This is a genomic window from Salinicola endophyticus, assembly GCF_003206575.1.
GTDB classification, from domain to species: Bacteria; Pseudomonadota; Gammaproteobacteria; order Pseudomonadales; family Halomonadaceae; genus Salinicola; species Salinicola endophyticus.
In genome coordinates this window covers 719,124-745,578 of sequence record NZ_PZJO01000002.1, presented here as the reverse complement: position 1 = coordinate 745,578, position 26,455 = coordinate 719,124, and the positions used below count along the sequence as shown (strand labels likewise).

At 62.1% G+C, this 26,455-nt stretch carries 21 protein-coding genes, 7 tRNA genes and 1 pseudogene; 21 read left to right on the top strand and 8 right to left on the bottom strand.

The annotated features are described in order from the left end of the window. Positions 1 to 46 precede the first annotated feature (46 nt). Positions 47 to 1,273: a pyridoxal phosphate-dependent aminotransferase gene (locus tag DOM66_RS05970; protein ID WP_110674466.1), complete on the bottom strand. Its 1,227-nt coding sequence runs from the start codon at positions 1,271 to 1,273 to the stop codon at positions 47 to 49. Between the two features lie 158 nt (positions 1,274 to 1,431). Further along, positions 1,432 to 2,388 (bottom strand): ribosome biogenesis GTPase YlqF, encoded by a 957-nt coding sequence (ylqF, locus tag DOM66_RS05965; protein ID WP_110689536.1) that lies wholly within the window; start codon positions 2,386 to 2,388, stop codon positions 1,432 to 1,434. Positions 2,389 to 2,599: 211 nt separating this feature from the next. On the opposite strand from ylqF, the gene uraH reads away from it, so the two are divergent. Then, positions 2,600 to 3,010 (top strand): hydroxyisourate hydrolase, encoded by a 411-nt coding sequence (gene uraH, locus DOM66_RS05960; protein WP_110689535.1) that lies wholly within the window; start codon positions 2,600 to 2,602, stop codon positions 3,008 to 3,010. 243 nt (positions 3,011 to 3,253) lie between these two features. On the opposite strand, the gene msrB is transcribed toward uraH, so the two are convergent. Then, positions 3,254 to 3,652 (bottom strand): peptide-methionine (R)-S-oxide reductase MsrB, encoded by a 399-nt coding sequence (gene msrB / locus DOM66_RS05955; RefSeq protein WP_106419889.1) that lies wholly within the window; start codon positions 3,650 to 3,652, stop codon positions 3,254 to 3,256. Between the two features lie 163 nt (positions 3,653 to 3,815). Here msrB and DOM66_RS05950 point away from each other — a divergent pair. The 11 genes from DOM66_RS05950 to DOM66_RS05900 all read left to right on the top strand — a co-directional run bounded on the left by DOM66_RS05950 (position 3,816) and on the right by DOM66_RS05900 (position 8,444). Next, a tRNA-Glu gene (locus DOM66_RS05950) sits at positions 3,816 to 3,891 on the top strand. A 52-nt stretch (positions 3,892 to 3,943) separates the two neighbouring features. After that, positions 3,944 to 4,018, top strand: a tRNA-Gly gene (locus DOM66_RS05945). Between the two features lie 83 nt (positions 4,019 to 4,101). Then, positions 4,102 to 4,177 (top strand) — tRNA-Glu (locus DOM66_RS05940). A gap of 50 nt (positions 4,178 to 4,227) precedes the next feature. After that, positions 4,228 to 4,302: transfer RNA gene (locus DOM66_RS05935), tRNA-Gly, on the top strand. 135 nt (positions 4,303 to 4,437) lie between these two features. After that, a tRNA-Glu gene (locus DOM66_RS05930) sits at positions 4,438 to 4,513 on the top strand. 49 nt (positions 4,514 to 4,562) lie between these two features. Continuing rightward, a tRNA-Gly gene (locus DOM66_RS05925) sits at positions 4,563 to 4,637 on the top strand. 397 nt (positions 4,638 to 5,034) lie between these two features. Further along, a complete protein-coding gene (locus DOM66_RS05920; protein WP_110689534.1) occupies positions 5,035 to 6,012 on the top strand; it encodes an ABC transporter ATP-binding protein in 978 nt (325 codons plus the stop codon). Next, a complete protein-coding gene (locus DOM66_RS05915) occupies positions 6,009 to 6,782 on the top strand; it encodes an ABC transporter permease (RefSeq protein WP_110600815.1) in 774 nt (257 codons plus the stop codon). The genes DOM66_RS05920 and DOM66_RS05915 overlap by 4 nt, the downstream gene beginning before the upstream one ends. Next, positions 6,779 to 7,618, top strand: a complete 840-nt coding sequence (queF, locus tag DOM66_RS05910; RefSeq protein ID WP_110689533.1) for an NADPH-dependent 7-cyano-7-deazaguanine reductase QueF — start codon at positions 6,779 to 6,781, stop codon at positions 7,616 to 7,618. The genes DOM66_RS05915 and queF overlap by 4 nt, the downstream gene beginning before the upstream one ends. 64 nt (positions 7,619 to 7,682) lie before the next feature. Then, complete coding sequence (locus DOM66_RS05905; RefSeq protein WP_110674471.1) at positions 7,683 to 8,243, top strand: nitroreductase family protein; 561 nt, start codon at positions 7,683 to 7,685, stop codon at positions 8,241 to 8,243. A 113-nt stretch (positions 8,244 to 8,356) separates the two neighbouring features. After that, positions 8,357 to 8,444: transfer RNA gene (locus DOM66_RS05900), tRNA-Ser, on the top strand. A 271-nt stretch (positions 8,445 to 8,715) separates the two neighbouring features. Here DOM66_RS05900 and DOM66_RS05895 read toward each other — a convergent pair. Continuing rightward, positions 8,716 to 9,621, bottom strand: a complete 906-nt coding sequence (locus tag DOM66_RS05895) for a LysR family transcriptional regulator (protein WP_110674472.1) — start codon at positions 9,619 to 9,621, stop codon at positions 8,716 to 8,718. Positions 9,622 to 9,795: 174 nt separating this feature from the next. Here DOM66_RS05895 and DOM66_RS05890 point away from each other — a divergent pair, with 174 nt between their 5' ends. The 6 genes from DOM66_RS05890 to DOM66_RS05865 all read left to right on the top strand — a co-directional run bounded on the left by DOM66_RS05890 (position 9,796) and on the right by DOM66_RS05865 (position 19,740). Then, the gene (locus tag DOM66_RS05890) at positions 9,796 to 11,307 is read left to right on the top strand and encodes a CoA-acylating methylmalonate-semialdehyde dehydrogenase (protein ID WP_110674473.1); all 1,512 of its coding nucleotides are present in this window, start codon (positions 9,796 to 9,798) and stop codon (positions 11,305 to 11,307) included. Positions 11,308 to 11,406: 99 nt separating this feature from the next. Next, positions 11,407 to 13,071 (top strand): GMC family oxidoreductase, encoded by a 1,665-nt coding sequence (locus DOM66_RS05885; RefSeq protein ID WP_110689532.1) that lies wholly within the window; start codon positions 11,407 to 11,409, stop codon positions 13,069 to 13,071. A 28-nt stretch (positions 13,072 to 13,099) separates the two neighbouring features. Continuing rightward, on the top strand, positions 13,100 to 14,464 hold the full coding sequence (locus DOM66_RS05880; protein WP_110689531.1) for a CaiB/BaiF CoA transferase family protein: 1,365 nt from the start codon (positions 13,100 to 13,102) through the stop codon (positions 14,462 to 14,464). Between the two features lie 225 nt (positions 14,465 to 14,689). After that, the gene (locus DOM66_RS05875; RefSeq protein ID WP_110689530.1) at positions 14,690 to 15,529 is read left to right on the top strand and encodes an enoyl-CoA hydratase-related protein; all 840 of its coding nucleotides are present in this window, start codon (positions 14,690 to 14,692) and stop codon (positions 15,527 to 15,529) included. A gap of 66 nt (positions 15,530 to 15,595) precedes the next feature. Further along, on the top strand, positions 15,596 to 17,158 hold the full coding sequence (locus DOM66_RS05870; RefSeq protein ID WP_110674477.1) for a BCCT family transporter: 1,563 nt from the start codon (positions 15,596 to 15,598) through the stop codon (positions 17,156 to 17,158). A 71-nt stretch (positions 17,159 to 17,229) separates the two neighbouring features. Further along, positions 17,230 to 19,740 (top strand): CoA transferase, encoded by a 2,511-nt coding sequence (locus tag DOM66_RS05865; protein ID WP_110674478.1) that lies wholly within the window; start codon positions 17,230 to 17,232, stop codon positions 19,738 to 19,740. Between the two features lie 118 nt (positions 19,741 to 19,858). Here DOM66_RS05865 and DOM66_RS05860 read toward each other — a convergent pair whose 3' ends face one another. Further along, on the bottom strand, positions 19,859 to 20,251 hold the full coding sequence (locus DOM66_RS05860) for a PaaX family transcriptional regulator C-terminal domain-containing protein (RefSeq protein ID WP_110689529.1): 393 nt from the start codon (positions 20,249 to 20,251) through the stop codon (positions 19,859 to 19,861). Positions 20,252 to 20,253: 2 nt separating this feature from the next. Further along, positions 20,254 to 20,703 (bottom strand): annotated as a pseudogene (locus DOM66_RS05855) (aldehyde dehydrogenase family protein); the annotation flags it as partial. A gap of 31 nt (positions 20,704 to 20,734) precedes the next feature. Here DOM66_RS05855 and DOM66_RS05850 point away from each other — a divergent pair. Then, complete coding sequence (locus DOM66_RS05850) at positions 20,735 to 21,049, top strand: hypothetical protein (protein WP_245392363.1); 315 nt, start codon at positions 20,735 to 20,737, stop codon at positions 21,047 to 21,049. An 11-nt stretch (positions 21,050 to 21,060) separates the two neighbouring features. Next, entirely contained in the window at positions 21,061 to 21,675 is a 615-nt protein-coding gene (gene paaY / locus DOM66_RS05845; RefSeq protein WP_110689528.1) for a phenylacetic acid degradation protein PaaY, read from the top strand. Positions 21,676 to 22,020: 345 nt separating this feature from the next. Here paaY and DOM66_RS05840 read toward each other — a convergent pair whose 3' ends face one another. Together DOM66_RS05840 and DOM66_RS05835 are read right to left on the bottom strand one after the other, a co-directional pair. After that, entirely contained in the window at positions 22,021 to 23,214 is a 1,194-nt protein-coding gene (locus tag DOM66_RS05840; RefSeq protein ID WP_110689527.1) for an MFS transporter, read from the bottom strand. Positions 23,215 to 23,537: 323 nt separating this feature from the next. Further along, positions 23,538 to 24,224, bottom strand: a complete 687-nt coding sequence (locus DOM66_RS05835) for a type 1 glutamine amidotransferase domain-containing protein (protein ID WP_110689526.1) — start codon at positions 24,222 to 24,224, stop codon at positions 23,538 to 23,540. A 143-nt stretch (positions 24,225 to 24,367) separates the two neighbouring features. Between DOM66_RS05835 and DOM66_RS05830 the strand changes: the two genes are divergently transcribed. After that, the gene (locus tag DOM66_RS05830; RefSeq protein ID WP_110674483.1) at positions 24,368 to 25,285 is read left to right on the top strand and encodes a LysR family transcriptional regulator; all 918 of its coding nucleotides are present in this window, start codon (positions 24,368 to 24,370) and stop codon (positions 25,283 to 25,285) included. Positions 25,286 to 26,455 lie beyond the last annotated feature (1,170 nt).

Below are 26,455 nucleotides of genomic sequence, written 5' to 3'. Positions count from 1 at the left end.
GGCACGCATCGAGCGCGCCGCGGTGGCCCGGGGCCACCGCCGCCGGTCACTGACGGTAGCGCGCGAGGAAGCGGGCGAAACGGTCGATCGCGTCACCCAACTGGTCCGCCCAGGGCAGGGTGACGATGCGCACGTGGTCGGGAGTGGGCCAGTTGAAGGCCGTGCCCTGGACCAGCAGGATACGCTCCTGCAGCAGCAGATCGAGCACCATCTGAGCGTCGTCGTGGATCGGATAGATCTCTGGATCGAGCCGGGGGAAGGCGTAGAGCGCCCCCTTGGGCTTGACGCAGGAGACGCCGGGAATGGCATTGAGCTTTTCATACACCACGTCACGCTGTGCCAGTAGACGTCCGCCGGGCAGGATCAGATCGTTGATCGACTGATAACCGCCGAGTCCGGTCTGGATCGCATGCTGGGCCGGCACGTTGGCGCACAGCCGCATCGACGCCAGCATGTTGAGCCCCTGGATGAAGTCCTCGGCGTTCTGCTTGCCCAGGCCACCGGAGAGGATCATCCAGCCGGAGCGGAAGCCAGCGCAGCGGTAGCTCTTGGAGAGCCCGTTCATGGTCACCACCAGCTGGTCGTCCTCGGCCAGGGCCCCGGTGGAGACGTGCTCGACGCCATCGTAGAGGATCTTGTCGTAGATCTCGTCGGAGAACACCACCAGCCCGTGCTCGCGGGCCACGGTGAGGATCTCCTTGACCACCGCCGGCGGATAGACCGCGCCGGTGGGGTTGTTGGGGTTGATCAGCACGATCGCTCGCGTGCGTGCGGTGATCTTGTCGCGAATATCGGCGATATCCGGCGCCCACTCGTTGGCCTCGTCGCACAGGTAGTGCACCGGATGGCCGCCGGAGAGATTGGCGGCGGCGGTCCACAGCGGATAGTCCGGTGCCGGGATCAGTACTTCGTCGCCGTCGTTGAGCAGCGCCTGCATCGCCATCACGATCAGCTCGGAGACGCCGTTGCCGATGAAGATGTCCTCGATGCCGACCTGTGGAATGCCCTTGCGCTGGCACTCCTGCATGATCGCCTTGCGCGCCGAGTAGAGCCCCTTGGAGTCGCAGTAACCCTGTGCCGTCGGCAGGTTGCGCATCACGTCCTGCAGAATCTCTTCGGGCGCTTCGAAGCCGAAGGGGGCAGGGTTGCCGATGTTCAGCTTGAGAATGCGATGGCCTTCGTCCTCGAGGCGCTTGGCGTGTTCGAGGACCGGCCCGCGGATGTCGTAACAGACGTTGTCGAGCTTGTGCGATTTCCGAATGGGGCTGGTCATGAGGGTTCCGTGTGCTGCACAACCGAAGAGGTCAGGCGGGTTCGTGGATGCCGTGAGCGGGTGGCGGGCTGAGTCGCCGATGCCCAGCATAACGCCGCGCGGACGCGGCGCAAGGGGCAGAAGCGCGTGGCTGTCGGGACGATCTGTATGCCCTGGCGTCAGTTCGGCGGCGGGGTCGCGTCGTCGTCTTCGGGGGCCGGTGCCGGGGCGGGGATGTCCGTGGGCAGCTCCAGGGTGACCCGTCCGAGCTTGCCGTCGCGCAGCTCGTGCAGCAGCACCTCGGCACCGCGGTGCAGATTGATCACACCGCCGGCCTTCAACCCGCCGCGCTTGCGTGCGATCTCGTTCATGATCGCATGACCGTCGAATCCGGCCCGCGCCTGCAGGTCGACCAGCTTGGGACCATCGGCATCCACGCTCTCTGCCGCCACCGGGGCGACATAAGCCGGCAGGTCGTCGAGCTTGTAGCGCTCGCGCAGCGCCTCGGGGTAGCGCCTGGCCAGCTCGGCAGCGCAGACGATGGCCACATCCACGTACTCGATCGCGGTATCGCGGATGGCGCCGCTGGCGGCGAGCCGGTAGGCGCTGGCCTGATCCTCGATCTTGGGCCACAGCACGCCGGGGGTGTCGATCAGCGCCACGCGGCCGTCGATACGAATCTTCTGCTGGCGCTTGGTCACCGCCGGCTCATTACCGGTCTTGGCGATCTTGCGCCCGGCGAGGCCGTTGATCAGGGTCGATTTCCCCACGTTGGGGATACCCATCACCATGACCCGCACGTCGCGGTCGGCGCGGACCTGGCCGGCCAGTTCGTGGCACAGCGCCGGAATCTGCTTCAGCTCGCGGGCCTGGGTGGTGGTCACTGCGATGGCGCGGCTGTCGGGCTGGGCATCGAAGTGCGCGATCCAAGCCTGGGTCGCCTCGGGGTCGGCGAGATCGGCCCGCGACAGGATCTTGAGCACCGGCTTGTGCTCGGTCAGATCGGCCAGCATCGGGTTGCCGCTGGAGTAGGGCAGACGCGCATCGAGCACCTCGATGACCACGTCGATCTCCGGCAGCGCCTCGGTGATCTGGCGGCGCGCCTTGTTCATGTGACCGGGATACCAGCCGAGCATACGTCTCTCCTGCCAATGTCATGCCTGTCGGGGGGCGCCCGACGCCAAGCGGGCGAACATTCTAGCAGGATGCGGCCCTCAGCGGCTGCAGGGTGGGGGCGGCGTGAACGGCGGCTGAGGGCAGCCGACGGGTGATGGCCATGTCGTGCATCCAGTCGCCGGCGGGCGGCGTAGAGGTATGGGTCATCAAACGCAGGGAAAGGAGCCCCGCATGAAACCTCTCGTATCCATCGCCGCCGGCCTGCTGCTCACCAGCGTTGCCAGCGTCTCGCTGGCCGCCGGCAATCCGATCAGCGTACATGTCCTGAATACTCAGAGCGGCAAACCCTCGGCGGGCGTCGAGGTCACGCTCGAGCATCGGGCCGACGGCCAGTGGGAGACCATCGCCACCGGGACCACCTCCGAGGACGGGCGGATCTCAGCGCTCTATCCCGAAGATGAGACGTTCGAGGCCGGTGTCTATCGCGCCGTCTTCGCTACCGGTGACTGGTACCGTGACCGCGGCACCGAGACCTTCTTTCCCGAAATCACCGTCCCGTTCGACGTCGTCGACACGCAGCAGCACTACCATATCCCGCTGCTGCTGAGCCCCTACGCTTATTCTACCTACCGCGGCAGCTGAGCCTGGTCGGATAAGCGGCGACAGTCACAATGACAGCGCCCCGACCGAGGTCGGGGCGCTGGCGTGTTGGGAGTGTGCGGGGCTTTCGTTTCGACGTTGCTGTCCTGGTGCCCATGTCTTGGAACCCATGTCTTGGAACCCATGTCTCGGCGCTACCGTCCTGGCGCTACAGTCTTGGAACCAGGGTCCTGGCGCTACCCTGACCCAGTGCAGCGTGGCCTTGGGGGCTTGCCACGGGCGCAATCATTCGCCGGCATGGAAGGTGATGGCCACCGAGTTGATGCAGTAGCGCTGGCCGGTGGTCTCCGTCGGGCCGTCGGGGAAGACATGGCCCAGATGGGCGTCGCAGCGGCGGCAGGTCACCTCGATGCGGCGCATGCCGTGGCTGGTGTCCGTGTGCTCTTCCACCGAGGCGGCGGCCAGCGGGCGGTCGAAGCTGGGCCAGCCGCAGTGTGCTTCGAACTTGTGCTCGTTCTCGAATAGCGGGGCGCCACAGCAGACGCAGTGATAGATGCCCTGGACCGGCTCCACCTGGTAGTCGCCGCTGAAAGGTGGCTCGGTGCCTTTTTCCCGAGTGACGTGGTACTGCTCCGGGGTCAGCTGTTCGCGCCACTCGGCGTCGCTCTTCTTGATTCTACTCATGGCGGGTCTCCTCGTGCCTCGTCACCTGTCTGCATTACAGGCCATTTGCGGCGCTCTGGCCAGTGCGTTTTAGGTGGCGATGAACATCGGTGAAATCAATTGCTTGACAGCTTCGGGCACCCTCAGTAACATGCGCGCCATCTCGACGGAGACGAGACATTGCGTCCCATTCGTCTAGTGGTCTAGGACACCGCCCTTTCACGGCGGTAACAGGGGTTCGAACCCCCTATGGGACGCCACTCGACTCTTTCGAAGATACTGTCGAAGCCGGTTCGGTTCGTCAGTCAGGATGCGGGAATAGCTCAGTGGTAGAGCATCGCCTTGCCAAGGCGAGGGTCGGGAGTTCGAATCTCCTTTCCCGCTCCAATTTAGTGGTTATTGAAGCGTGGTCTAGGGTCGTGAGCCGGAACGCCGGTCCGATCGATCTCCTTTTCCCGCTCCAGCAATGCGTCCCATTCGTCTAGTGGTCTAGGACACCGCCCTTTCACGGCGGTAACAGGGGTTCGAACCCCCTATGGGACGCCACTTCGATGATCGCTCGATCATCCCGTCGAAGCCAGACTTCGACACGACAAGCGGGAATAGCTCAGTGGTAGAGCATCGCCTTGCCAAGGCGAGGGTCGGGAGTTCGAATCTCCTTTCCCGCTCCAGTTTTGTGGTATCTGAAGCGTGATCGAGGGTCGTGAGCCGGAACGCCGGTCCGATCGATCTCCTTTCCCGCTCCAGTTTTGTGGTACCCGGCAGGTGATCGAAGGCTCCGCCTGGCTGTCACGCGCCGGTCCTGCGTCCCATTCGTCTAGTGGTCCAGGACACCGCCCTTTCACGGCGGTAACAGGGGTTCGAACCCCCTATGGGACGCCACTTCGATGATCGCTCGATCATCCTGTCGAAGCCAGTCTTCGACCGACAAGCGGGAATAGCTCAGTGGTAGAGCATCGCCTTGCCAAGGCGAGGGTCGGGAGTTCGAATCTCCTTTCCCGCTCCAAATTAGTGGTACTTGAAGCGTGGTCGAGGGTCGTGAGCCGGAACGCCGGTCCGATCAATCTCCTTTCCCGCTCCAATTTCGTGGTGTCTGACACGTAATCGATAGCTCTCCTAACCTCGTCCGAGGTGTCGAGATGTCGTCGTCTGTTGCCATCTTCCTCGGCCTGGCGGTATTGCGTCGGGTGTGTCTTCCCGCTACGCATCGCGTACCACGATCCCGCCCTCGCTGCCGCTGGCTGGCTTCCCGACTACGCTGACACGGTAGCGTCGGTGACGCCGGCGATAGTGACGCACGCGATGACGATAGATTTTGTTCGTCTGCTAAAGATTGATTTTCCATCGATCGGCCCCCATATGTGGCGGCACTTCTTCTTCTATGTACTCGACAGGAATCCCTGATGGCAGAACCGGCACTGTCCATCCGCGGGCTGGCCAAAGTCTACGGTAATGGATTCGAAGCCCTCAAAGGCATCGACCTCGATGTCGAGCAGGGCGATTTCTTCGCGCTGCTCGGCCCCAACGGCGCGGGCAAGTCCACCACCCTTGGCATCGTCTGCTCACTGGTGCAGAAGAGCGCGGGCCAGGTGAAGATCTTCGGTATCGATATCGACCGTGACTTCGCCAAGGCGAAATACAACCTCGGCGTGGTCCCGCAGGAGTTCAACTTCAGCCAGTTCGAGAAGGTCGAGGACATCATCCTCACCCAGGCGGGCTACTACGGCATGCCGATGAAGGAGGCCAAGCCGCGCTGTGAGCGCCTGCTCAAGGATCTCGGCCTGTGGGACAAGCGCAACGGCGCCGCGCGCATGCTCTCCGGTGGCATGAAACGGCGGCTGATGATCGCGCGTGCCTTGATCCACCGTCCGCGTCTGCTGATCCTCGACGAGCCCACCGCCGGGGTCGATATCGAGCTGCGTCGCAGCATGTGGGAGTACATGCGCCGGATCAACGAGGAGGAGGGCACCTCGATCATCCTGACCACGCACTATCTCGAGGAAGCCGAGAGCCTGTGCCGCAATATCGCCATCATCAATCGGGGCGAGATCATCAAGAATACCTCGATGCGCGGCCTGCTGACCGAGCTGGACACCGAAACCTTCCTGCTCGATCTGGCCGAGCCACTGGAGGCCGCACCCCAGGTGGAGGGCTTCGAGGTCGAGCGGGTCGACTCGCACCAGCTGGCACTCTCCGTGCGCAAGGGCTCCGATCTCAACGATGCCTTCCAGCAATTGACTCGCCAGGGCGTGCGCGTGCTCTCCATGCGTAACCGTGCCAATCGTCTGGAAGAGCTGTTCGTCTCGATGACCTCGCAGCCGGATGCCGGTAGCGGCATCGACAGCGCCACCTCGACACCGGCCAAGGAGACGGCATCTTGAATACCCGGCAACTGCTGATTTCGCTCTGGACCATGGTGGTGAAAGAGGTGCGCCGCTTCGTGCGCATCTGGCCCCAGACCCTGGTGCCGCCCTCCATCACCATGACGATGTATTTCATCATCTTCGGCAACCTGATCGGGTCACGTGTGGGCGAGATGCACGGCATCTCTTACATGTCCTACATCGTGCCGGGCCTGATCATGATGTCGGTGATCACCAACAGCTACTCCAACGTGGCGTCATCGTTCTTCTCCAACAAGTTCCAGCGCAGCGTGGAGGAGATGATGGTCTCGCCGATGCCCAACTGGGTCATCCTGGCCGGCTTCGTCATCGGCGGCGCCGCACGCGGGCTCGGCGTCGGGCTGATCGTGACGGTGGTCTCGTTGTTCTTCACCCATCTCGACCTGCATCATCCGTTCCTGACCCTGATGGTGGTGGTGATGACCGCCTTGCTGTTTTCGATCGGCGGCTTCATCAATGCGCTGCTGGCCAAGAAGTTCGATGACATCTCGATCATCCCGATCTTCGTGCTAACGCCGCTGACCTACCTGGGGGGCGTGTTCTACTCGATCGACCTGCTGCCCGAGTTCTGGCAGAAGGTGACCATGATCAACCCGATCCTCTACATGGTTAACGCTTTCCGCTACGGCATTCTGGGCATTTCCGACATTCCGGTGAGCGGGGCGCTGATCGCCATCGCCGCCTTCATCGTCGCCTTCTGGTGCCTGGCGCTGTGGATGCTCAATCGCGGCAAGGGGATTCGCTCATGACCACGCCGCGCCCGGAGACCCTCGCTGATGCGCCGCTGGGTCGCGAATCCGCTTACCCCGAGCGCTACGACGCAGCGTTGCTGTTTCCCATCGAGCGTGCCGCCAACCGGGCGCCGCTGGGGATCGAGGCGGCGTCACTGCCGTTCGTCGGTGGTGACGAGTGGTGGGCCTTCGAACTCTCCTGGCTCGATCCGCGTGGCAAGCCGGTGGTCGCGGTGTCGCGCTTCCGGCTGCCGGCGGATTCGCCCTATCTGATCGAATCCAAATCCTGGAAGCTCTATCTCAACGGCTTCAATCAGACGACGTTCGCCGACCGTGACGCGGTGATCGAACTGCTGCAGCGGGACTTGAGTGCCGCTGCCGGTGCCCCGGTCACTGTCGAGCTGTTCGGTGTCGATGATCCCGCGCTCGCACCGGCGCCGCTGCCGGGTGATGGCATCGACGAACTCGATGTCGCTATCGATCGCTACACGCCGGCCCCCGAGCTGCTCGCCTGCGACGAGGGCGATATCGTCGAAGAGACGCTGCACTCGCATCTGCTCAAGTCCAATTGTCCGGTCACCGGGCAGCCGGACTGGGGGAGTGTGCTGATCGCCTATCGCGGGCCGCGACTCGATCGGGCCGCGCTGCTGCGCTACATCGTCTCCTATCGCCAGCATCAGGATTTTCACGAGCATTGTGTCGAGCATATCTTCGTCGATCTGATGGCGCGCTGCCGCCCCGAGCGACTGCTGGTCATGGCGCGCTATGTGCGCCGTGGCGGGCTCGACATCAACCCGTGGCGTGCCACGCCGGGTTGGACGCCGGCGTTGCCTCCACGTCTGCTGCGGCAGTAGCGCTTTTGACGTAGAGTCGAGCGATCCTTTGCGTGTTACCAACGATGTCTCAGAGGAGTCAGACATGGATGCCATGACGCTACTGCATCAGCGTCGCTCGATGGGCAAGCTGGCCGGTCCGGCGCCCACCGCCGAGCAGCTCGACGCCATCTACCGTGCGGCACTGCGGGCGCCGGATCATAAGGAAATGACCCCGTACCGCTTCATCGAGTTCAGTGGTGAAGGACTCGATCGGCTGGGTGAACTGTTCGCCCGATCCGATTATCAGGCCAACCCGCATATCGACGACGGCAATCTCGATGCTGCGCGCAAGAAACCCAAGCGAGCGCCGATGATCATCGCGGTGATCGCGCGCATCACACCGGATCTGCCCAAGGTGCCGCCGGTGGAGCAGGTCATCTCCGCAGGTTGCGCCGCGCATGCGATGCTCTACGCGGCTTTCGCGCAAGGGCTGGGAGCCATGTGGCGCACCGGTACCTATGCCCATGACAAGAGCGTGTGGCGCGGTCTTGGGCTGGATGAGCACGAAGAGCTGATCGGCTATCTCTATCTCGGCCAGCCGGGTGGCCGTTACCCCCAGCCGCCGGCGCGCGATCCGCAGGATTATGTCGAGCGTTGGCGCTGAGGTAGAAAAAGCCAAGTGATGGAAAAAATGGCTTGCGATCACGGGCTTAGGTCGATATGATGTGCGCCGTTCTGAACGAAGCGGCAAAGCCGAAACGGGAAGAATGACAATGCGGAGGGGTGTCCGAGTGGTCGAAGGAGCACGCCTGGAAAGTGTGTAAGTCGAAAGGCTTCGAGGGTTCGAATCCCTCCCCCTCCGCCACGAATTGAAAAGAACCGGCTCTCAGTAGCCGGTTTTTTTATGCCTGGAATTAGGCATTGGTTAGGGGGAGTGGATGAGAACCCTCCGGTTCGCACCGAGGCGCTCGCGGTTTTGGTGTTCGAGCGCCGACAAGCGGCCTCGCGAAGCGAGCCGATAATCCCTCCCCCTCCGCCACGAATTGAAAAGAACCGGCTCTCCGTAGCCGGTTTTTTCATGCCTGGCATTCCCTCCATCCTCGCCACGAAGGCGTACCGGCTGGCTCGAATGCCCCTCAGGACGACCAGATATCGGCCAGCACGCCGCGCACGGCGGCGATGATCGGCTCGTCGCGGCGTTCCGCGAGCCAGACGAAGCTCAGTGCACAGGGCAGGCTGATACCTTGGGCAATGATCAGGCCGCGCTCCTGGCGCTCCTGCAGGGCATTGGCATCCCGGGCCAGCGCCAGGCCGACGCCGGCACGCACCAGGTCGATCATGCAGGGCTCCTGATCGACCTGGGCCACGCGGTTCGGCGTCAGGCCATGGGTCAACAGGCGTTGGGCAAGTAGCCGGTAGTGAACGGAGCGCGGCGGGGTGACGATCCAGGGCAGGGCGGCCAGGCTGGGCCAGTCGGTACGGGCCAGGCGGGATGCCCAGCCGGCCGGGGCGATGACGTGATAGGCGAACTGGGTCAGTTCGATCATCTCCACTGCCGGCGCGCCTTCCCCTGTGTTCGGCATCTGGCCCGGGGATTCCAGATAGAAACCGACATCCAGCTCGCGCCGCAGTAGTGCCTCGAGCACGAAGCCGCTGGTGCCGTGATGCAACTCCGTCTCGACCTGAGGGATACGCTGAACCAGCTGATGCAGCAGGGCGCCCAGGCGAATGAACTCCGGGTCGACGATGGTGCCGATGCGCAGACGCCCGCGCAGCGTCTCGTGCATCGACTGAGCGCTGATGCTGAAGGCCAGCAGTGCCGCGAGCGCCGATTCTGCGGATGGCAGCAGGGCGTAACCATCGGTGGTCAGTGAGAGGCCTTGGGCGTGGCGCTGGAAGAGCGTGAGGCCGAGGGTGTCCTGCAACTGCTTGAGCTTGAGGCTGACGGCGGGCTGGGTCAGGTGCAGCTCCGCGGCAGCGCGGGACACGCTTCCCTGATGAGCCACAGCCACGAAGGCGCGTAGCGCCTTGATGTCATGCATGCATGCCTCCCCTGGAGCGGCCGCTGCGGTGAGCGATAAGTTATTTGTAAATCTTATAGCTTGATTTTGGCTTTCTCAATTGATTCCACGTCGGCTTGAGTTAGTTTGGGGCCTAACCTGGCCCGTCAGAATGGGCCGTACAGTGTGAAGCACCACATCAGATGGGAGGCCGGCATGACGACTGAACGCATCGAGCATTATATCAATGGCTATAAGACTAATGGAGGGTCCGACCGCTATCAGGACGTCACCAACCCGGCCACCGGCCAGGTAACGGGGCAGGTCGCGCTGGCCTCCCAGGGCGACGTGGACAGCGCCGTGGCCGCCGCCAAGGCAGCCTTCCCGAAGTGGGCTGACACACCGGCGATTCGCCGTGCCCGAGTGATGTTCAAGTTCCTCGAGCTGCTCAACGCGCACAAGGACGAGCTGGCCGAAGCGATCACCCGTGAGCATGGCAAGGTGTTCACCGATGCCCAGGGCGAAGTGGCGCGCGGCATCGATATCGTCGAGTTCGCCTGTGGCATTCCGCAACTGCTCAAGGGTGACTACACCGAGCAGGTCAGCACCGGTATCGACAACTGGACGACCCGCCAGCCGCTGGGCGTGGTCGCCGGTATCACGCCGTTCAACTTCCCGGTGATGGTACCGATGTGGATGTTCCCGGTAGCGATTGCCGCCGGCAACAGCTTCGTGCTCAAGCCGAGCCCGCTGGATCCCAGCGCATCGCTGATGATCGCCGATCTACTCAAGCAGGCCGGCCTGCCGGATGGCGTCTTCAATGTGGTGCAGGGTGACAAGGATTCGGTGGAAGCATTGATCGACCACCCCGACGTCCAGGCGCTCTCCTTCGTCGGTTCCACCCCCATCGCCAATCTGATCTACGAGCGGGGCGCGCGTAACGGCAAGCGCGTTCAGGCGCTGGGTGGTGCCAAGAACCATATGGTCGTGATGCCGGATGCCAACCTGGACAAGGCCGTCGATGCCCTGATCGGTGCGGCCTATGGCTCCGCTGGCGAGCGCTGCATGGCGATCAGCGTGGCGGTGCTGGTCGGTGACGTGGCCGACAAGATCGTACCGCGCCTGGCCGAGCGAGCGCGTGACCTGAAGGTCAAGAATGGCCTGGAGCTCGATGCCGAGATGGGCCCGATCGTTACCGCTCAGGCGCATCAGCGCATCACTGGCTACATCGAGAAGGGCGTGGCCGAAGGCGCTGACATGATCGTCGATGGCCGCGAGTTCGATTCGTCCACCACCGGTGAAGGCTGCGCCGACGGCTTCTGGATGGGCGGCACCCTGTTCGACAACGTTACTCCGGAGATGACCATTTATCGGGAAGAGATCTTCGGCCCGGTACTGGCCTGCGTGCGCGTGCCGGACGTGGCCACCGCGGTTCAACTGATCAACGATCACGAGTTCGGCAACGGCGTCAGCTGCTTCACCGAAAGCGGCAGCGTGGCCCGTGAGTTCGGTCGGCGCATTCAGGTCGGCATGGTGGGCATCAACGTGCCGATCCCGGTGCCGATGGCCTGGCACGGCTTCGGTGGCTGGAAGCGTTCGATGTTCGGCGATACCCATGCCTATGGCGAGGAAGGGGTGCGCTTCTACACCAAGCAGAAGTCGATCATGCAGCGTTGGTCGGATTCCATCGACGCGGGCCCCGAGTTCGCCATGCCGACGGCCAAATAATCCCCCCTCCACTGACTGACCGGTATGCCGGCCGATCGGGGTGATCCCCCGATCGGAGGTCGCCCATGAGCGGGCCGGCATACCCAGCGAGAGCACGCCATGGCTGATCAGACCAACAACACCCATGCCTTCGACTATATCGTGGTGGGCGCCGGCACCGCCGGCTGCCTGCTCGCCAATCGTCTCAGTGCGGACCCGGCCAACCGGGTGCTGCTGATCGAGGCCGGCGGGCGAGACAACTATCACTGGATCCACATTCCGGTGGGCTATTTGTACTGCATCAATAACCCGCGGACCGACTGGCGCTTCCGCACCGAGCCCGATCCCGGCTTGAACGGTCGCTCGCTGATCTATCCGCGGGGCAAGACCCTCGGTGGCTGCTCCAGCATCAATGGCATGCTCTATCTGCGCGGCCAGGCCCGCGACTATGACGGCTGGGCCGAGCTGACCGGTGACGACGCCTGGCGCTGGGACAACTGCCTGCCCGACTTCATGCGCCACGAGGATCATTATCGCCTGGATGAAGGCGGCGACGCCGACCCTGAGCACCATAAGTTCCATGGCCATGGTGGCGAGTGGCGCGTCGAGAAGCAGCGCCTGAAGTGGCAGGTGCTGGCTGACTTCGCCACCGCCGCGGTGGAGTCCGGCATCCCCCGCACCCGAGACTTCAACCGCGGTGACAACGAGGGGGTGGACGCTTTCGAGGTCAACCAGCGCTCGGGCTGGCGGTGGAATGCCTCCAAGGCGTTCCTGCGCGGTATCAAGCAGCGCGGTAACTTGACGGTCTGGCACTCCACCCAGGTACTGAAGCTCGACTTCGAATCGAGCGAGGGCAGCGAGCCCCGCTGTCGTGGCGTCACAGTCGAGCGTGAGGGGCAGGAGGTCGTGGCGACGGCCAGTCGTGAGGTCGTGCTCTCCGCCGGTGCCATCGGCTCGCCGCAGCTGCTGCAAGTCTCGGGCGTCGGTCCGGCATCGCTACTGGCCGAGCATGACATCCCGGTGGTGTCAGATCTGCCCGGCGTAGGCGAGAACCTGCAGGACCACCTGCAGATCCGCTCGATCTACAAGGTCAAGGGTGCCAAGACCCTCAACACCATGGCCAACTCGCTGGTGGGCAAGGCCAGGATCGGGCTGGAGTACGCGTTGAAACGCTCCGGACCGATGAGCATGGCGCCATCCCAGCTGTGCGCCTTCACCCGCAGTTCCTCAGACTACAAGCATCCCAACCTCGAATACCACGTCCAGCCGCTGAGCCTCGAGGCCTTCGGCCAGCCGCTGCATGATTTTCCGGCCATTACGGCAAGCGTGTGCAACCTCAACCCGACCAGTCGGGGCACGGTGCGCATCAAGAGTCGCGACCCCCGTCAGGCGCCGGCCATCTCTCCCAACTACCTGAGCACGCCCGAGGATCGCCAGGTCGCCGCCGACTCGCTGCGGGTGACGCGCCATATCGCCGCTCAGCCGGCCTTTGCCAAGTACGAACCCGAGGAGTTCAAGCCGGGGGTTCAGTACCAGAGCGACGACGACCTGGCACGACTGGCCGGCGATATCGGTACCACCATCTTCCATCCGGTGGGTACCGCCAAGATGGGACGCGACGACGACCCCATGGCGGTGGTGGATTCCCACCTGCGGGTCCGAGGGGTGAGCGGTCTGCGCGTGGTGGATGCCAGCATCATGCCGACCATCACCAGCGGCAATACCAACTCACCGACACTGATGATCGCCGAGAAGGCTGCGGGCTGGATCCTGGCATCACAATAGATCCTACAGGCACTGGGGGAGGACACCGATGGCCACGTCAACGCAAATGGAGCCCAAGAAGGGGCCGCTCGACGGCATTACCGTGCTCGATTTTTCTCGGGTGCTTGCCGGGCCCTATTGCACCATGGTGCTGGCCGATCTCGGCGCCCGCGTCATCAAGGTCGAAAAGATCGGGACCGGTGATGACACACGGGAGTTCGGGCCGTTCGTCGAGGGCGAGAGCGCGTATTTCAGCTGTTTCAACCGGAACAAGGAGAGCATCGTTCTGGATATCAAGTCGCCGCGCGACCGTGAGCTGCTGGAACGACTGCTGGACGAGTCCGATGTGCTGGTCGAAAACTTTCGGCCCGGCGTGATGGATCGTCTGGGATATGGGCCGGATCGCCTGGCCAGAACGCATCCCCACCTGATCTACTCCTCGATCTCCGGCTTCGGTCATACCGGCCCCTTCAGCGAGTTACCCGGCTACGACATGGTGGTGCAGGCCATGGGCGGCATCATGAGCCTCACCGGATGGCCCGACGGCGAGCCGGCCCGCGTGGGAACCAGTTTCGGCGACCTGAGTGCGGCGCTCTTCGCGGCCATCGGTATCATCGCGTCGCTCTACAGCCGGACCAAGGACGCGCAGGGTACCCGTGTCGATATCGGCATGCTCGATTGCCAGGCGGCACTGATGGAAACCGCACTGGCTCGCTATGACATAGAGAAGAAAGTCCCCAATCGGACAGGCGACTGCCACCCCTCACTGGCGCCTTTCGAAAGCTTCAATGCCAAGGATGGCAAGCTCGTCATCGCGGCCGGCAACGATACGCTCTTCCTCTTGATGGCCGATGCCATCGGTGCGGCGAGACTCGCCTTCGACCCCAGGTTCATCAACAACGACCTGCGCTGCCAGAACCGTCCCGAGCTGGTCGCCGAGATGGAAAAGATCCTGCTCGAGCAACCCGTGCAGCATTGGGTGGATCTGCTGAACGAGGAGGGGGTTCCCTGTTCGCCGATCAATACCATCGACAAGCTGTTCGATCATCCGCAGTTGAAAGCGCGCAACATGATCGTCCAGGTTCAGGGTAAAAGCGGCAAGCCCTTCAGGACCGCGGGCAACCCGATCAAGCTGACCGGGCGCAAGGATTTCGATCGTGATATCCCCGCCAGGGCGCCGGGCCTTGGCCAACATCGAGAAGCCATTCTGGCCGAGCTGATGGCGCGTCACGGCTCCTACCACCTGCCGAAGTCGCCGGATGCAAACGGCTCGCCCTCCGGGACATCTGAAATGGACCTGGCCACCAAGGACTTTCGTCCCGCTGCCGTGCAGGAATCTCGGCCCCGCCGTTCGAGTGACGAGCCGGCGAAGAAGAGCGCGCAAGCGCGACCCAGAATGAATCGCGTCAAATGATGGGCGTAAGCCACGATATAAATGGTCGCGGCTCGTGATGCTAAAGGAAGATTTTGCGGCCCAGTATGGATCGCATTGTTGACTGATGACAGGGATCGACAGGCGCCGTTGCCGAGCGGTTGACCGGGTGAGGGCGCCATCGAGTTCACATAGTTGCCACCAGGTCTTTGCTCTCTATTGGCTGCAACGCCAAGTAGACCGCCAAGCATGAATGGGAGATGGAAGATGGATAAGAAAATGGAAGCGCAACCGAAGGACACCGAGCCCTCCGCTTCTGACGAGCCGAACAACAGTGGCCCCGAGATGATCGTCGTCGAGCGGCGCGAACGGGTAGGCCTCATCATCCTCAACCGTCCAAAGAGCCTGAATGCCCTCAACCGGCAACTGGCCGAAGAAACACTCGCCGCGCTTCGCGAAATGGATGCGGATCCGGGCATTGGTGCCATCGTCATCACCGGCAATCCCAGGGCCTTCGCGGCCGGTGCGGATATCGAGGAGATGGCCGATAAGTCCTTCGCCGATTTTTACATGGATGACTTCCTGTCGCCCTGGGATCAGGTGCGCCAGATCTCCAAACCGATCATTGCAGCAGTGGGTGGGTTCGCACTCGGTGGTGGCTGTGAGCTGGCCCTGTTGTGCGATTTTATCATCGCCGCGGACGATGCCCAGTTCGGCCAGCCGGAAATCAAGCTGGGTATTCTGCCGGGTATCGGTGGCTCGCAGCGTCTGGCGCGTTCGATCGGCAAGGCGATGACCATGGACCTGGTGCTGACCGGCCGTAATATCGGCGCCCAGGAAGCCAAGGAGATTGGTCTGGTGGCCCGGGTGGTGCCCAGGGCTGAGCTGATGCAACATGCGCTCGAGGCGGCCCATACCATCGCCGGCTATAACCAACCAGCCGTGAAGATGGCCAAGACAGCCGTCAATGCGGCGTTCGAGACCCCGCTCGCCGAAGGCCTGCGTCAGGAGCGTCTACTGTTTCAGGCGGCCTTCGCCACCGAGGGGCAGAAAGAGGGCATGAACGCCTTCGTCATGAAGCGTGCGCCGGTCTTCCGTCATCGCTAGATGCCGCCTGCACCGTCTTCGTCGCTTTACGAAAAAAATAACGTCAACAACCAGTAGGTGAACGCTATGAGCACGCCAAAACAATCGGGTGACAGTCTGGATCTGAGGGTTTTCATACCCTCGGTTCTCGTGATTGCCGGGCTGGTGTTACCGCTTATCCTGTTTCCGGAATCGGGAACTGCCTTGGTCAATGCTGCCTTCGCATTCGCGACTGGCAAGTTCGGCTGGCTGTATATGATAGCTGGGCTTAGTGTGGTCTTGTTTCTCGTAGGACTGGCAGTGAGCCGGTACGGAAATGTGCGTCTGGGTGGCCCGGATGACAAGCCTGAGTTTTCGTACTTCAGCTGGGTCGCGATGATCTTTGCCGGCGGGATCGGTATCGCGATCGTCAACTGGGCGTGGGTAGAGCCCATTTACTACTTCATGGGCCCCCCTTTCGATGTAAAACCGGCGAGTGATGCCGCGGCTGAATGGGCTCTCACTTATGGCCAGTTCCATTGGGGCTTCACGCCCTGGGCCTTCTACTGCTTGCCGGCCATTCCCATTGCCTATTCGATGTACGTCCACAATCGGCCCGGTGTCAGGCTCTCGGTCGCTTCTCGTGGGCTTCTGGGGCGTTATGCCGATGGCTGGCTAGGTGTCATCCTGGATGCTGTCGTCGTCTTCGGCATCGTCGGCGGCGTGGGTACCTCTCTGGGTCTGGCGGTGCCCCTGGTGTCTCAACTTTCCAGTGGGCTGTTTGGCATCGAGCCATCCTTCATGCTGGATATCGGTGTATTGCTGATCTGGACCGCGATCTTCTCTGCCAGCGTCTGGTTTGGTCTGGCCAAGGGGATTCGTATCCTGTCCGACATCAACGTCTGGCTGGCCATCTTCCTCCTGGGCTTCACCTTCCTGGTGGGAGACTCTCTGTTCATGGTCGAAGGTTGGGTGAACAGTCTTGGCAAGATGGTCTCTCATTTTGTAGAGATGAGCCTGTGGACCGATCCGGTCGGTGGTTCGACCTTCTGGAAGGACTGGACGGTCTTCTATTGGGCCTGGTGGATCGCCTACGCCCCCATGATGGGACTGTTCGTGGCGCGTATCTCTCGTGGGCGAACCATCCGTGAACTCATCATTGCGGAGATGGTGTTCGGTTCGTTGGGGTGCTGGGTCTTCTTCGCCGTCTGGGGAGGCTATGCGCTCGAACTGCAGGTCAAGGGTACACTGGATGTGGCCGCTATCCTTAATGATGGCGGCATACCGTCAGCCGTTCAGGCCATTCTCAATACGCTGCCCATGTCTGGTCTGGTGACCGGCGTGTTCATCCTGCTCTGTTTCATCTTCCTGGCCACGACCCTGGATAGCTCCGCCTATGTGCTGGCCTCGGTGACTTCTCGAAAGCTGTCCGGCTATCAGGAACCCAAGCGTTCCATTCGTCTGACCTGGGCCTTCCTGATCTCAGGCGTCGGGGTTGCCCTGATCCAGTTGGGTGGGCTCAAGGCGGTCCAGACGTCGACCATCGTGGTGGCTCTGCCGATGATCCCGGTATTGGTGATTCTGGCTTGGTCCCTCATCCGCTGGCTGCGTCAGGACTTTGCCAAGAAGGTCATGGAGCCTCACCTGGTCATCGAAGATCACCACAAGTAATGGATCATGTCAGGAGACAGGGATGTCTCCTGATGAGACAAACGTAAATCGGCGTCATAAGGAAACCCATCATGGCATTAAATCCCCATTCGAACTTGCCATTGAAAGATGTCAAGGTCATCGACTTTGGCCAGTTCATTGCCGGCCCTGCGGTGGCCATGATCCTGGCGGATCTGGGCGCCACCGTCATTCATGTCGATCCCCCGGGTGGGTCTCTTTGGAAGTCACCGGCCAATGCCACTCTCAATCGCAACAAGCTGATCATCTCCATCGACCTCAAGCATGAGGAGGGGCGCGAGCAGGCCCTGGCGCTGATCGAGGAAGCCGATATCGTTATCGAGAGTTTCCGTCCCGGCGTGATGACGCGTCTCGGTATCGACTTCACGGCCTTGCGTGAGGAACGCCCGGAACTGATCACCCTGTCGATTCCCGGATTTGCCTCCAATGATGAGCTACGACGCGACTGGCATGCCTTCGAAAGCGTCATTGCGGCCAATTCCGGCGTCTTCACGGATATGGGTCTCAACCGGGTCTTGATGGGGATCAATCCGTCGTTCTCACCGCTGCCGCTGGGCTCTGCCTACGGCACCATGCTGGCGGCCTCTTCGGTCGTACTGGCCCTGCAGGGGCGTGAACGTACGGGGCTGGGGGATGAGATCGAAGTGCCGCTGGTCTGCGCCTTGATGGAAGGGCTGACCTACAACTCGATCAAGATCGATGGCTTGCCGGAGCGCTACAAGACCCAGCGTGAGAAGGAGATCGAGCGCCGGCGTATCGAAGGCCTGCCCATGAACCTCAGTTACGATGAGCTCCAGGAGCTGCTGGATCCCTTTTATCGCAGCTACAAGTGCAAGGATGGCCGCATGTTCTATGTGGTCTGTCCGAGCCACAATCAGCATGCCAAACGCTGCCTGAAGGTGCTGGGCATCTACGACGAGCTGATCGCCGAAGGGATGAACGAGGAGCCCGACACCTATCGGCCGACCAGCGAATGGTCTTCCGACATGTCGCTCGGGGTCTATCCGCTACCCAAGCACTGGGCCGACCATATCGCCGCACGCATGAAAGAGGTCTTCATGACCCGCACCTCCAAGGAGTGGGAGAAGATCTTCGGTCGTGGCAAGTTCCCTGGTGCCCCCCAGCGCTGGTTGCAAGAGTGGATCCACGATGACCATGCCGAGACGGCGGGCCTGATGGTCGAGGTTAACGATCCGGAATTTGGACTCATGACCCAGCCCGGCCCCATGCTGTGGCTGCAGGGTAGTGGCACGGAAATGCTGACGCCGACGCCACGCCGCTGGGTCGGCTATCAGGATGCGTTGAACGCACTGCTCAGCATCGAGACCAAACTGCCGCGGGTGCGCGCCAAGAATGCCCGCGATGGCTGGCTGGAAGGGGTGCGTGTGCTCGACCTGTGCAACGTGATCGCCGGGCCGCATTCCGTGGCGTATCTGGCGCGTTTCGGGGCGGAAATCATCAAGATCGATCCGGCCAAGCCCTTCTATGACTGCTGGAATACGGTCATCTTTGGCCTCTCTCACATGCGCTCCAAACGGTCGGTGCTGACCGATATCACCCAGCCGAGGGGCCGGGAGATTCTCGACGAGCTCATCCGCCAGAGCGATGTGGTGGTCTGGAATGCCACCGACAAGCAGGTGGAGCGCATGGGGCTGACCGAAGAGGGCATGAAGCGCCTGAATCCCCAGGCCATCTTCTGTCAGCTGGACTGTTTCAGCGGTGTGCTGCCGGGCCCGCGCACCAATTATCTCGGTTACGACGACCTGGTGCAGGCCACCACCGGCATCATGCTGCGCTTCGGCGGCAGCATGGACACGCCGGAAGAGCACGCCCACGTCGGCACCATCGATGTGATGTGCGGCTTCGGGGCTTCGCTCGGTATTGCGACGGCCCTGTATCAGAAGCTCAAGACCGGCCGGGTCGACCGGGTCAAGACCTCGCTGTCCGCCCTGAGCGGCCTGGCTCAGCTGCCGTTCTGTTACGACTATGAGCGCCGCGGGCTGTTCGACGAGCCGGCGGGTCGCGAAGTGAACGGTTACGGTGACCTGTCGCGTTTCTATTCCGCGTCTGACGGCATCCTGCTGATCAGTGCCTACGAGTATGACCTGCCCAAATTCGCCAATGTCGAGGGCCTGGAAGGTCTGGTCGAGGTACCGCTGGGTGAACGTGCCGCCTTCCTGGCGCCCCGTTTCCTGACCATGCGTGCCCAGGACTGGGTAGAGCGCTTGCAGGCAGCCGACATCGCCGCTGCCGTCTGCGAAAACCTCGAGACGCTTCGTTCCTACAATGCCCATCCGGCGGATGGGAGCACCGGCATCAGTCGCGGCAGCTACTCCTTCTCGGTCTACGAGGATCACCCCAGCGGGCATGTGATCACTCAGCTAGACCCCTATGCGATTCGTCCCAAGCGCGGGAGGATCTACCCCCTGGTGTCAGCTGAAAAGTATGGTGCGTCGACGCGCAGCGTGCTCGAGGAACTCGGCCACTCCACCGAGGAGATCGAGCGCTTGATAGAGGACGGCGTCGTGTCGGAGAGCTGGAGCGAGGAGTACCTGCCGACCTGAGCATTGAGGGGTATCGCGATTGAAGTGACCCCATCATGGTTGTGCAGGCGACAAAACCGGCCCAAGGGCCGGTTTTTTTGTCAGGCATAGCGTGTTCGGGGCGGGCGCGCCGTGTGATTCAGTCCAGACTGCCGAAGCGCTGGTATAAGCTCGGGCCGGGTGCCGGTAGCGGCCCCCCCCCCCCCGCGGTCTCCAGGTGGCGGTCGAGCCAGCGCTCGGCGCGACGGTGAATCACACGATAGATGTTACGACACAGCTGATGGGCGTGATGCCCTTCCCAGGAGGTGGGCAGTAGCGCATCAGGGAGCTGGGGGGCACGCAGCTGCACCTTGCGGTACTCATGGATCAGCAGGGTACGGGCGATGAAGCACTCCTGTTCATCCAGGCGGTCGTCATCGCGCAGTTGACTCCACAGCGGACGGAACTGCTCGAGGAAGCGCTGATAGTATCCGGCCAGCTCGTCGAGCTGCCAGCTCTGGCGCACCTGCAGGCGCAGTGAGCGCGGAGCCATGGGATCGCTCGCCGCGTCGCAGAGGAGGCGAGCGCGCCCATGCGCACACCTTCCGCGGCCGGATTGCCGAAGCTGATCTTGCTCAGGCGCTGCTGGATGCGCTCTGCCACGGCATCGAGTCTCTTGGCCGGCACCAGGACGCGGCGGATGGCCGTGCACTTCTGGCCTGCCTTGGCGGTCATCTCCTTGACCACCTCCCTGGCAAAGATATCGAACTCCTCGTCGTCCGGTGTGACATCAGGCGCCAGGATGGCGCTGTTGAGAGAATCCGCTTCGGCGTTGAAGGGGATGCTCTTGGCGAGGATATTGGGATGGCTCTTCAGTGTGAGCGCGGTGCTGGCAGAGCCGGTGAAGGTGACGAGATCCTGCTCCTCCAGCCGGTCGAGGAGATCGCCGGTGCCGCCGATGATCAGCTGAAGGGCACCCTCCGGCAGTAGGCCGGCCTCTTCGATAGGTGAGGAGCGCTTTGGCCCCATCGGTTTCGTGATCGCGACTGACAGCACCGATCACAGTATCGAGCTGGCGCGTAAGCTCATTGGTGACAAGGGGGCCATTACCTTTGGCGGTTACACCACCGACGATGACGTGGCCCTGCGCTTCGAGGCGTTGGCGATGGACGTGGCGGTGCCTCTCTCGCTCAACCTGACTAGCGACGTCATGGTCAATCAGTCCGCTGCCTTTAGCGATTTCCATGCTACCGGGGGAAACCCGGCGGCCAATGCCTCACTGTGTGACCAGGCCTTTGTGGCGCCACGCTTCGTGGTCGTCCAGAGCCGCCGCCATGTTCTATCCGACTGAGGGAGACGCCCATGCCATGCTATCGACTCGAAGGGGTGACCCCCGTTGTACATCCGACTGCTTACGTGCATCCCATTGCCGTGTTGATCGGTGATGTCATCGTCGGGCCTGGTTGCTATGTGGGCCCTGGCGCGGTGATGCGCGGTGACTTTGGCCAGTTGGTGATGGAGGAGGGGGCCAACCTTCAGGACACCTGCGTCATGCATGGTTTTCCCGGCGCCATCACCCGGGTGGCAAAGGAAGGTCACATTGGCCATGGCGCCGTGCTGCACGGTTGTGTGGTAGGTGAAAATGCCATGGTGGGCATGAACGCCGTGGTGATGGATGGCGCAATCATTGGTGAGCGTTCCATTGTCGCTGAAGCGGCCTTCGTCAAGACGGGGTTCGAGTGCCCGCCTCAATCGCTGGTAATGGGGGCGCCGGCCAAGGTGAAGCGTGCACTGAGCGATCAGGAAGTGGCATGGAAGCAGCAGGGTACGCGGGAATATCAGCGCCTTACCGAGCGCTGCCGGGACGCGCTGGAACGTTGCGAACCTCTGGCCGACATTGATGACGACCGCCCCCGATTGAAGGCAGGAGACACCCAGCCCAAGCATCAGACCCTGGGGCATCAGGAGCGCCCATGAGTCCAGAAGGGGTGAGAATAGGTAAGTTGCAAGGAGAGAGTCATAGGGGCGGCTGGACTCTATGACGTTGGCGGAGCGCTGCACAAGCTGATGTGGCTCCCCAGCATGGAGGCCCCTCTGAGATCCGATTTTTATACCACTTTCGTGGTTTTCTGGCAGTGCGAAGGGCGGATGCCGTTTCTGCGTGCAGTGCCCTCAATGCGTTGATGACGGAGCCTCATGGGGCTGCGCCATCTGCTCGCTCATCGTTTCAATGGGATACTGGAAATCGAAGCGCTTTCGCGGGCGCAGGTTCCTCGATGCAGTGATCATAAAATGACCTGGACACAACACCTTACCGATCGGTCAGGTGTTGCTCTCGGAATTTGCGGCCAAGGTCATCAGAAGCGCGCAGGCCAGGGCCACGGCAGCCGTGACATGGAAGGTATAGCTGGCGCCCCAACTGGCCGCCACGAGGCCTCCCATCAAGGGGCCCACGACCTGGCCCACGTACTGGAAAGAGGTCGATAGCCCCATGACTCGTCCCAGACCCCGGGCATCGCGATAGGCGTGCTTGAGCGCAGATTTCAGGCAAGGCAGCACACCGCCCAGGGCCAAGCCCATCGCGAAGCGCAGCAGCATCAGCAGATAGACATGGTTCACGAAGGCCTGCGGCACGATCAACAAGGCACCCAAGGCGAAGCCTGAGGCGGCAACGCGTCCGGCGCCGTAGCGGTCAGCCAGGCGGCCGAGCGTCAGCGAGGAGATCAGGCTTCCCAGCGCGGTGACGGACAACACCATGCCCGCTGCCGAGGCCGTCTCGAATGGCTGGTGATGCATGCCGCCAACGATGCTGTAGATGATGGGTTCGATCGACAGGTTGGCCACCAGCAGCCCCGTGGTCGCGATCAGCAAGGCCCAGATCTGGAAGTCGAAAGGGGCCGCGGCTGTTGCTGGCTCAGCGCGCGATCTCGGTGAATCATGCACTTCCGTGACCAGCAGCAGTGTCGAGACGACATTGATCAGAATCATGCCGCCGGAGAGGAAGAACACCTCGCGCATGCCGACGTGGGCGGCGAGGAATCCACCCAGCAGCGGGCCCGCCAGACTGCCGCCCAACAGGCAGGCGAACAGCACGCCCTGAGCCTGCCCCGCGCGCGACTCGGGCGCTTCCTTCGCCATCAGAATCGTCGCGCCCGAGGTGTAGCCGCCGGCGATGCCTGCCAGGAAGCGGAGTATCACCATTTGCCAGGCATGAGTGGCCAGTCCCATCAGGGTCATGCAGATCAGCATCCCGACACTGGCGCGTACCAAGTTGATCTTGCAGCCATAGCGATCAGATAAATGCCCCCAGACAGGCGCGAACAGGGCAGCGCTGACAAAGGTCGAGACATAGATCAGGCTGGACCAGATCCATGTCTCCGCGCCCGCGTCACCGTCGAGGCTAGCCAGATAGTGGGGCAGGAAGGGCAGCATGATCGTCATGGCGACGATATTGATGAAAGAGCCCAACCCCGTGACCCATAGGTTGGTTTTCCAGGCTGCGGCGGATCCTGGCATCGTCGTCTCCGGTGATGGAAGGGGGCTAGGAGGGGGCGAGCTATAACGGCAAGCTCCTGGCAGAGCTTAAGGAGAAACTTTCAATGAATAAAATTCATGTTTTTCATGCTATCTATTCCTTTTGGCTATCTGAGGTGTAGCCACGACTCACCTGACCGGCATTCACCGATCTGTAAAGAGACGCATCGGCAAGACGTGGGCTGCTGACATCCAGGGCTAACTGCCACACACGAAAAGACCGGCTCGAGGCCGGTCTCTTGGTGTTGCGTCCAGGATGACGGTTGGTGATGAACGTATCGCCGTCGCCAGGACGGCGGCTGACATCAGCGACGCAGCGCCTCGAGCAGGCACTGGGCGACGGGCTCCGAGGAGGGCGGGTTCTGACCGGTGATCAGACGTCCATCCTGGCGGGTATAGGGGGCGAAGTCGTCGGCCTTGGAGTAGCGCCCGCCGCTGGCGATCAGTGCCTCCTCGACCAGGTGCGGCACGATTTCGGTCAGCCCGACTGCGTCCTCCTCGCCGTTGGTAAAGCCGGTCACCTCACGATTCTTGACCAGCGGCTGGCCGTCGGCATCCTTGGCATGGATCAGCACGATGGGCGCGTGGCACACCGCCGCCACCGGCTTCTCCTGGGCCCAGAAGGCCTCGATCAGTCGGATCGAGTCGGCGTCGTCGACCAGGTCCCACAGCGGGCCGTGGCCACCCGGATAGAAGACGGCATCGAAGTCATCGGCGCTCACTTCGGAGAGGCGCTGCGTATGGGCGAGCTGTGCCTTGGCCGCGTCGTCCTGCTTGAAGCGGCGGGTCGCTTCTGTCTGGCTCTCCTCGGCATCGCTCTTGGGGTCGAGCGGCGGCTGACCACCCTTGGGTGAGGCGAGGGTGAGCTCGATCCCGGCATCCTTGAGGACGTAGTAGGGCGCGGCCAGCTCCTCGAGCCAGAAGCCGGTCTTTTCACCCGTATCGCCGAGGCGATCGTGAGAGGTCAAAACGATGAGAATACGCGGGGACATGAAGGTCTCCTTGCGGATGGCTGAAAGGTCTCTCGGCTCATTCTAGTCTGGCGCCGTCGCGCACGCGGCGACCACTGGGTACAAAGGTAGGTATTGGCGTAATATTCGAGAAATGCCGTTTATCGATATCAGGTATTCGTGAGATGAATATTGCGGGCAAGGATCTGAACCTGCTGCTCACCTTTCACGTGCTCTACACCGAGCGCAGCGTCTCTGCGGCCGCGGTGCGCCTGGGGCTCAGCCAGCCGGCGCTCAGCCACAAGCTGGCGCGGCTGCGCCACGACTTCGGCGATGCGCTGTTCGTGCGCGCGCCGCGCGGACTGACTCCCACACCGCGGGCCCATGAGCTGGCCCCGCGGGTGCATCAGCTGGTGGCGGGGCTGGAGAGCTTCTTCGACTTCTGCGAGGGCAGTGACTTCCTTTCCCGAAACGACCGGGTGCATCTCTACACCACCGACTATATGGAGCAGTTGCTGCTGCCGCGACTGTTGCCGCTGGTCCGGCGTGAGGCGCCGCGCCTGCAGCTGGTGACCCACAATACCCGTGGGCGTCTGCCCCGCGCAGAACTGGAGAACGGCGAGTGCGATATCGCCATCGCCGGCTTCTATGCGGATCTGCCGGCCAGCTACTATCAGCAGCGGATTCATGCCGAGGGGTTCGTGGTGCTGGCGGCGGCCGATAATCCGCGCCTCGACGCGGGGCTGGATCTCGACAGCTATCTGGCGTGCGAGCACCTGGTCACGACCTTGACCGGTGATCTGGATGGGCTCGTCGATCGGCGGCTGCGAGAGATGGGGCGCTCGCGACGGGTGGTGGCAGGGCTGTCGAGCTTTCTCGCGCCGCCATTGTCGGTCGTCGGCAGTGATCTGCTGCTGACCTGCCTGGAGAGCGTTGGGCGGCACGCCGAGACGCATATCCCGGGGTTGGCGGTGCATCCCTGCCCATTGGCACTGGATGACGTGGCGGTGATCCAGACCTGGCACCAGCGAACCCACGAAGATCGTCTCCGCCGCTGGCTCCGTGGACAGATCAAGGCGCTGCTGGCCGGCGAGAGCCGCTAGCCGCGATGTACTCGACGCGTTAACGTGCCGCAAGCTATCCCAGGCGACGATCTGGCACTCTTTCGGTAGTGAATTCAGTCCCTTGTTTTTGTCACGGAAGTCGATAATGGCGTGGGGACATCCCCTGCGTACTTACCCGGCCTTCGGGCCGGGGTTTTTTTAACTTCTATTTTGTCGGTCGCCGACCCAGGCGCCGGTGGCTTCTGTAACCGAGGCTTGGTGCTCCAGTGGACCCTGCCAAGTCGACTCCAGAAGCGTATCTTGCTGTCGAACGTTTCCTTAGGTGACCCCCGTCGTCTGCCAGCCGCGTGAAGGTGGCGTCATCGTGTCACGCGGTAGCGTCAGACCGGGTATCGAGCCCTGTCGGTGTCGCGTGGACTGCCTTGATTTGTAAGAAATATCTTACAAAAAATTGGGCGATATCGACCTATATTCGTCATTCGTGAATTGATAAAATAGATACTCGTTGTAGATCCTTGGTCCCCGGTCTCTTGGCCGGGGATTTTTTATGCCCGACGCTATCCAGCTCATGCCGGGATTCTCTCCCCGCGTCATCTTGTCGGTCTGTGCGCGACAGAGCGAAATGCGTACATGCCGATTAACAAAATACTACGTTTCAGCGCCAGCTTATTTAACCTGGATTGAATTCGTCTGCGCGCAGATGCGCGCAAGATGGTGAAGACGAGATCAGGATGGATCTCCGGGAGCCGGGCAGGGAGGCCCCGCCAGGGATGCGGGGGCAGGAGGCCTCCGGTAGGCACGGAAGGGAGTCAGCGCTAGTCGGCCCGATCTCAGGATCGGGCCTTTTTTGTACCTGATGATAGCGGCATCAATAATACAAACATCTATATCTTATCTGGTTATAAAGACTTGTTGTAATTAGATTAGACAGTATTAGATATCGACGTTATTCTCTGTGGGCAGGGATGTGGCTTGGAATCGATCACGGATGATATTGCCAGGGAGGCGGAGTAACCGCTGTCTTTCAGCAGGATAGGCGCATGCTGATTGAAAGCCCGAGCGCTATCGCAGCGCGCTCGGGCTTTCTCTTATTTTGATGTCATTCAATCGCTATCATGGTCAATCGCGACTGCGGTCAATCGTGGCTAAGTTCGATGGCGAACGCGGCCGAGCTCGATGGGGCATCGGCATCGGCATCGTGCAGCGACA

Bases quoted from the DNA above. Each gene is read 5' to 3' on its own strand.
- DOM66_RS05840 (WP_110689527.1), bottom strand. From the start codon at position 23,214: ATGCCAGGATCCGCCGCAGCCTGGAAAACCAACCTATGGGTCACGGGG.
- DOM66_RS05920 (WP_110689534.1), top strand. From the start codon at position 5,035: ATGGCAGAACCGGCACTGTCCATCCGCGGGCTGGCCAAAGTCTACGGT.
- DOM66_RS05870 (WP_110674477.1), top strand. From the start codon at position 15,596: ATGAGCACGCCAAAACAATCGGGTGACAGTCTGGATCTGAGGGTTTTC.
- msrB (WP_106419889.1), bottom strand. From the start codon at position 3,652: ATGAGTAGAATCAAGAAGAGCGACGCCGAGTGGCGCGAACAGCTGACC.
- DOM66_RS05880 (WP_110689531.1), top strand. From the start codon at position 13,100: ATGGCCACGTCAACGCAAATGGAGCCCAAGAAGGGGCCGCTCGACGGC.
- paaY (WP_110689528.1), top strand. From the start codon at position 21,061: ATGCCATGCTATCGACTCGAAGGGGTGACCCCCGTTGTACATCCGACT.
- DOM66_RS05835 (WP_110689526.1), bottom strand. From the start codon at position 24,224: ATGTCCCCGCGTATTCTCATCGTTTTGACCTCTCACGATCGCCTCGGC.
- DOM66_RS05905 (WP_110674471.1), top strand. From the start codon at position 7,683: ATGGATGCCATGACGCTACTGCATCAGCGTCGCTCGATGGGCAAGCTG.
- DOM66_RS05875 (WP_110689530.1), top strand. From the start codon at position 14,690: ATGGATAAGAAAATGGAAGCGCAACCGAAGGACACCGAGCCCTCCGCT.
- DOM66_RS05860 (WP_110689529.1), bottom strand. From the start codon at position 20,251: ATGGCTCCGCGCTCACTGCGCCTGCAGGTGCGCCAGAGCTGGCAGCTC.
- ylqF (WP_110689536.1), bottom strand. From the start codon at position 2,388: ATGCTCGGCTGGTATCCCGGTCACATGAACAAGGCGCGCCGCCAGATC.
- DOM66_RS05885 (WP_110689532.1), top strand. From the start codon at position 11,407: ATGGCTGATCAGACCAACAACACCCATGCCTTCGACTATATCGTGGTG.
- DOM66_RS05895 (WP_110674472.1), bottom strand. From the start codon at position 9,621: ATGCATGACATCAAGGCGCTACGCGCCTTCGTGGCTGTGGCTCATCAG.
- DOM66_RS05865 (WP_110674478.1), top strand. From the start codon at position 17,230: ATGGCATTAAATCCCCATTCGAACTTGCCATTGAAAGATGTCAAGGTC.
- queF (WP_110689533.1), top strand. From the start codon at position 6,779: ATGACCACGCCGCGCCCGGAGACCCTCGCTGATGCGCCGCTGGGTCGC.
- DOM66_RS05890 (WP_110674473.1), top strand. From the start codon at position 9,796: ATGACGACTGAACGCATCGAGCATTATATCAATGGCTATAAGACTAAT.
- uraH (WP_110689535.1), top strand. From the start codon at position 2,600: ATGAAACCTCTCGTATCCATCGCCGCCGGCCTGCTGCTCACCAGCGTT.
- DOM66_RS05830 (WP_110674483.1), top strand. From the start codon at position 24,368: ATGAATATTGCGGGCAAGGATCTGAACCTGCTGCTCACCTTTCACGTG.
- DOM66_RS05970 (WP_110674466.1), bottom strand. From the start codon at position 1,273: ATGACCAGCCCCATTCGGAAATCGCACAAGCTCGACAACGTCTGTTAC.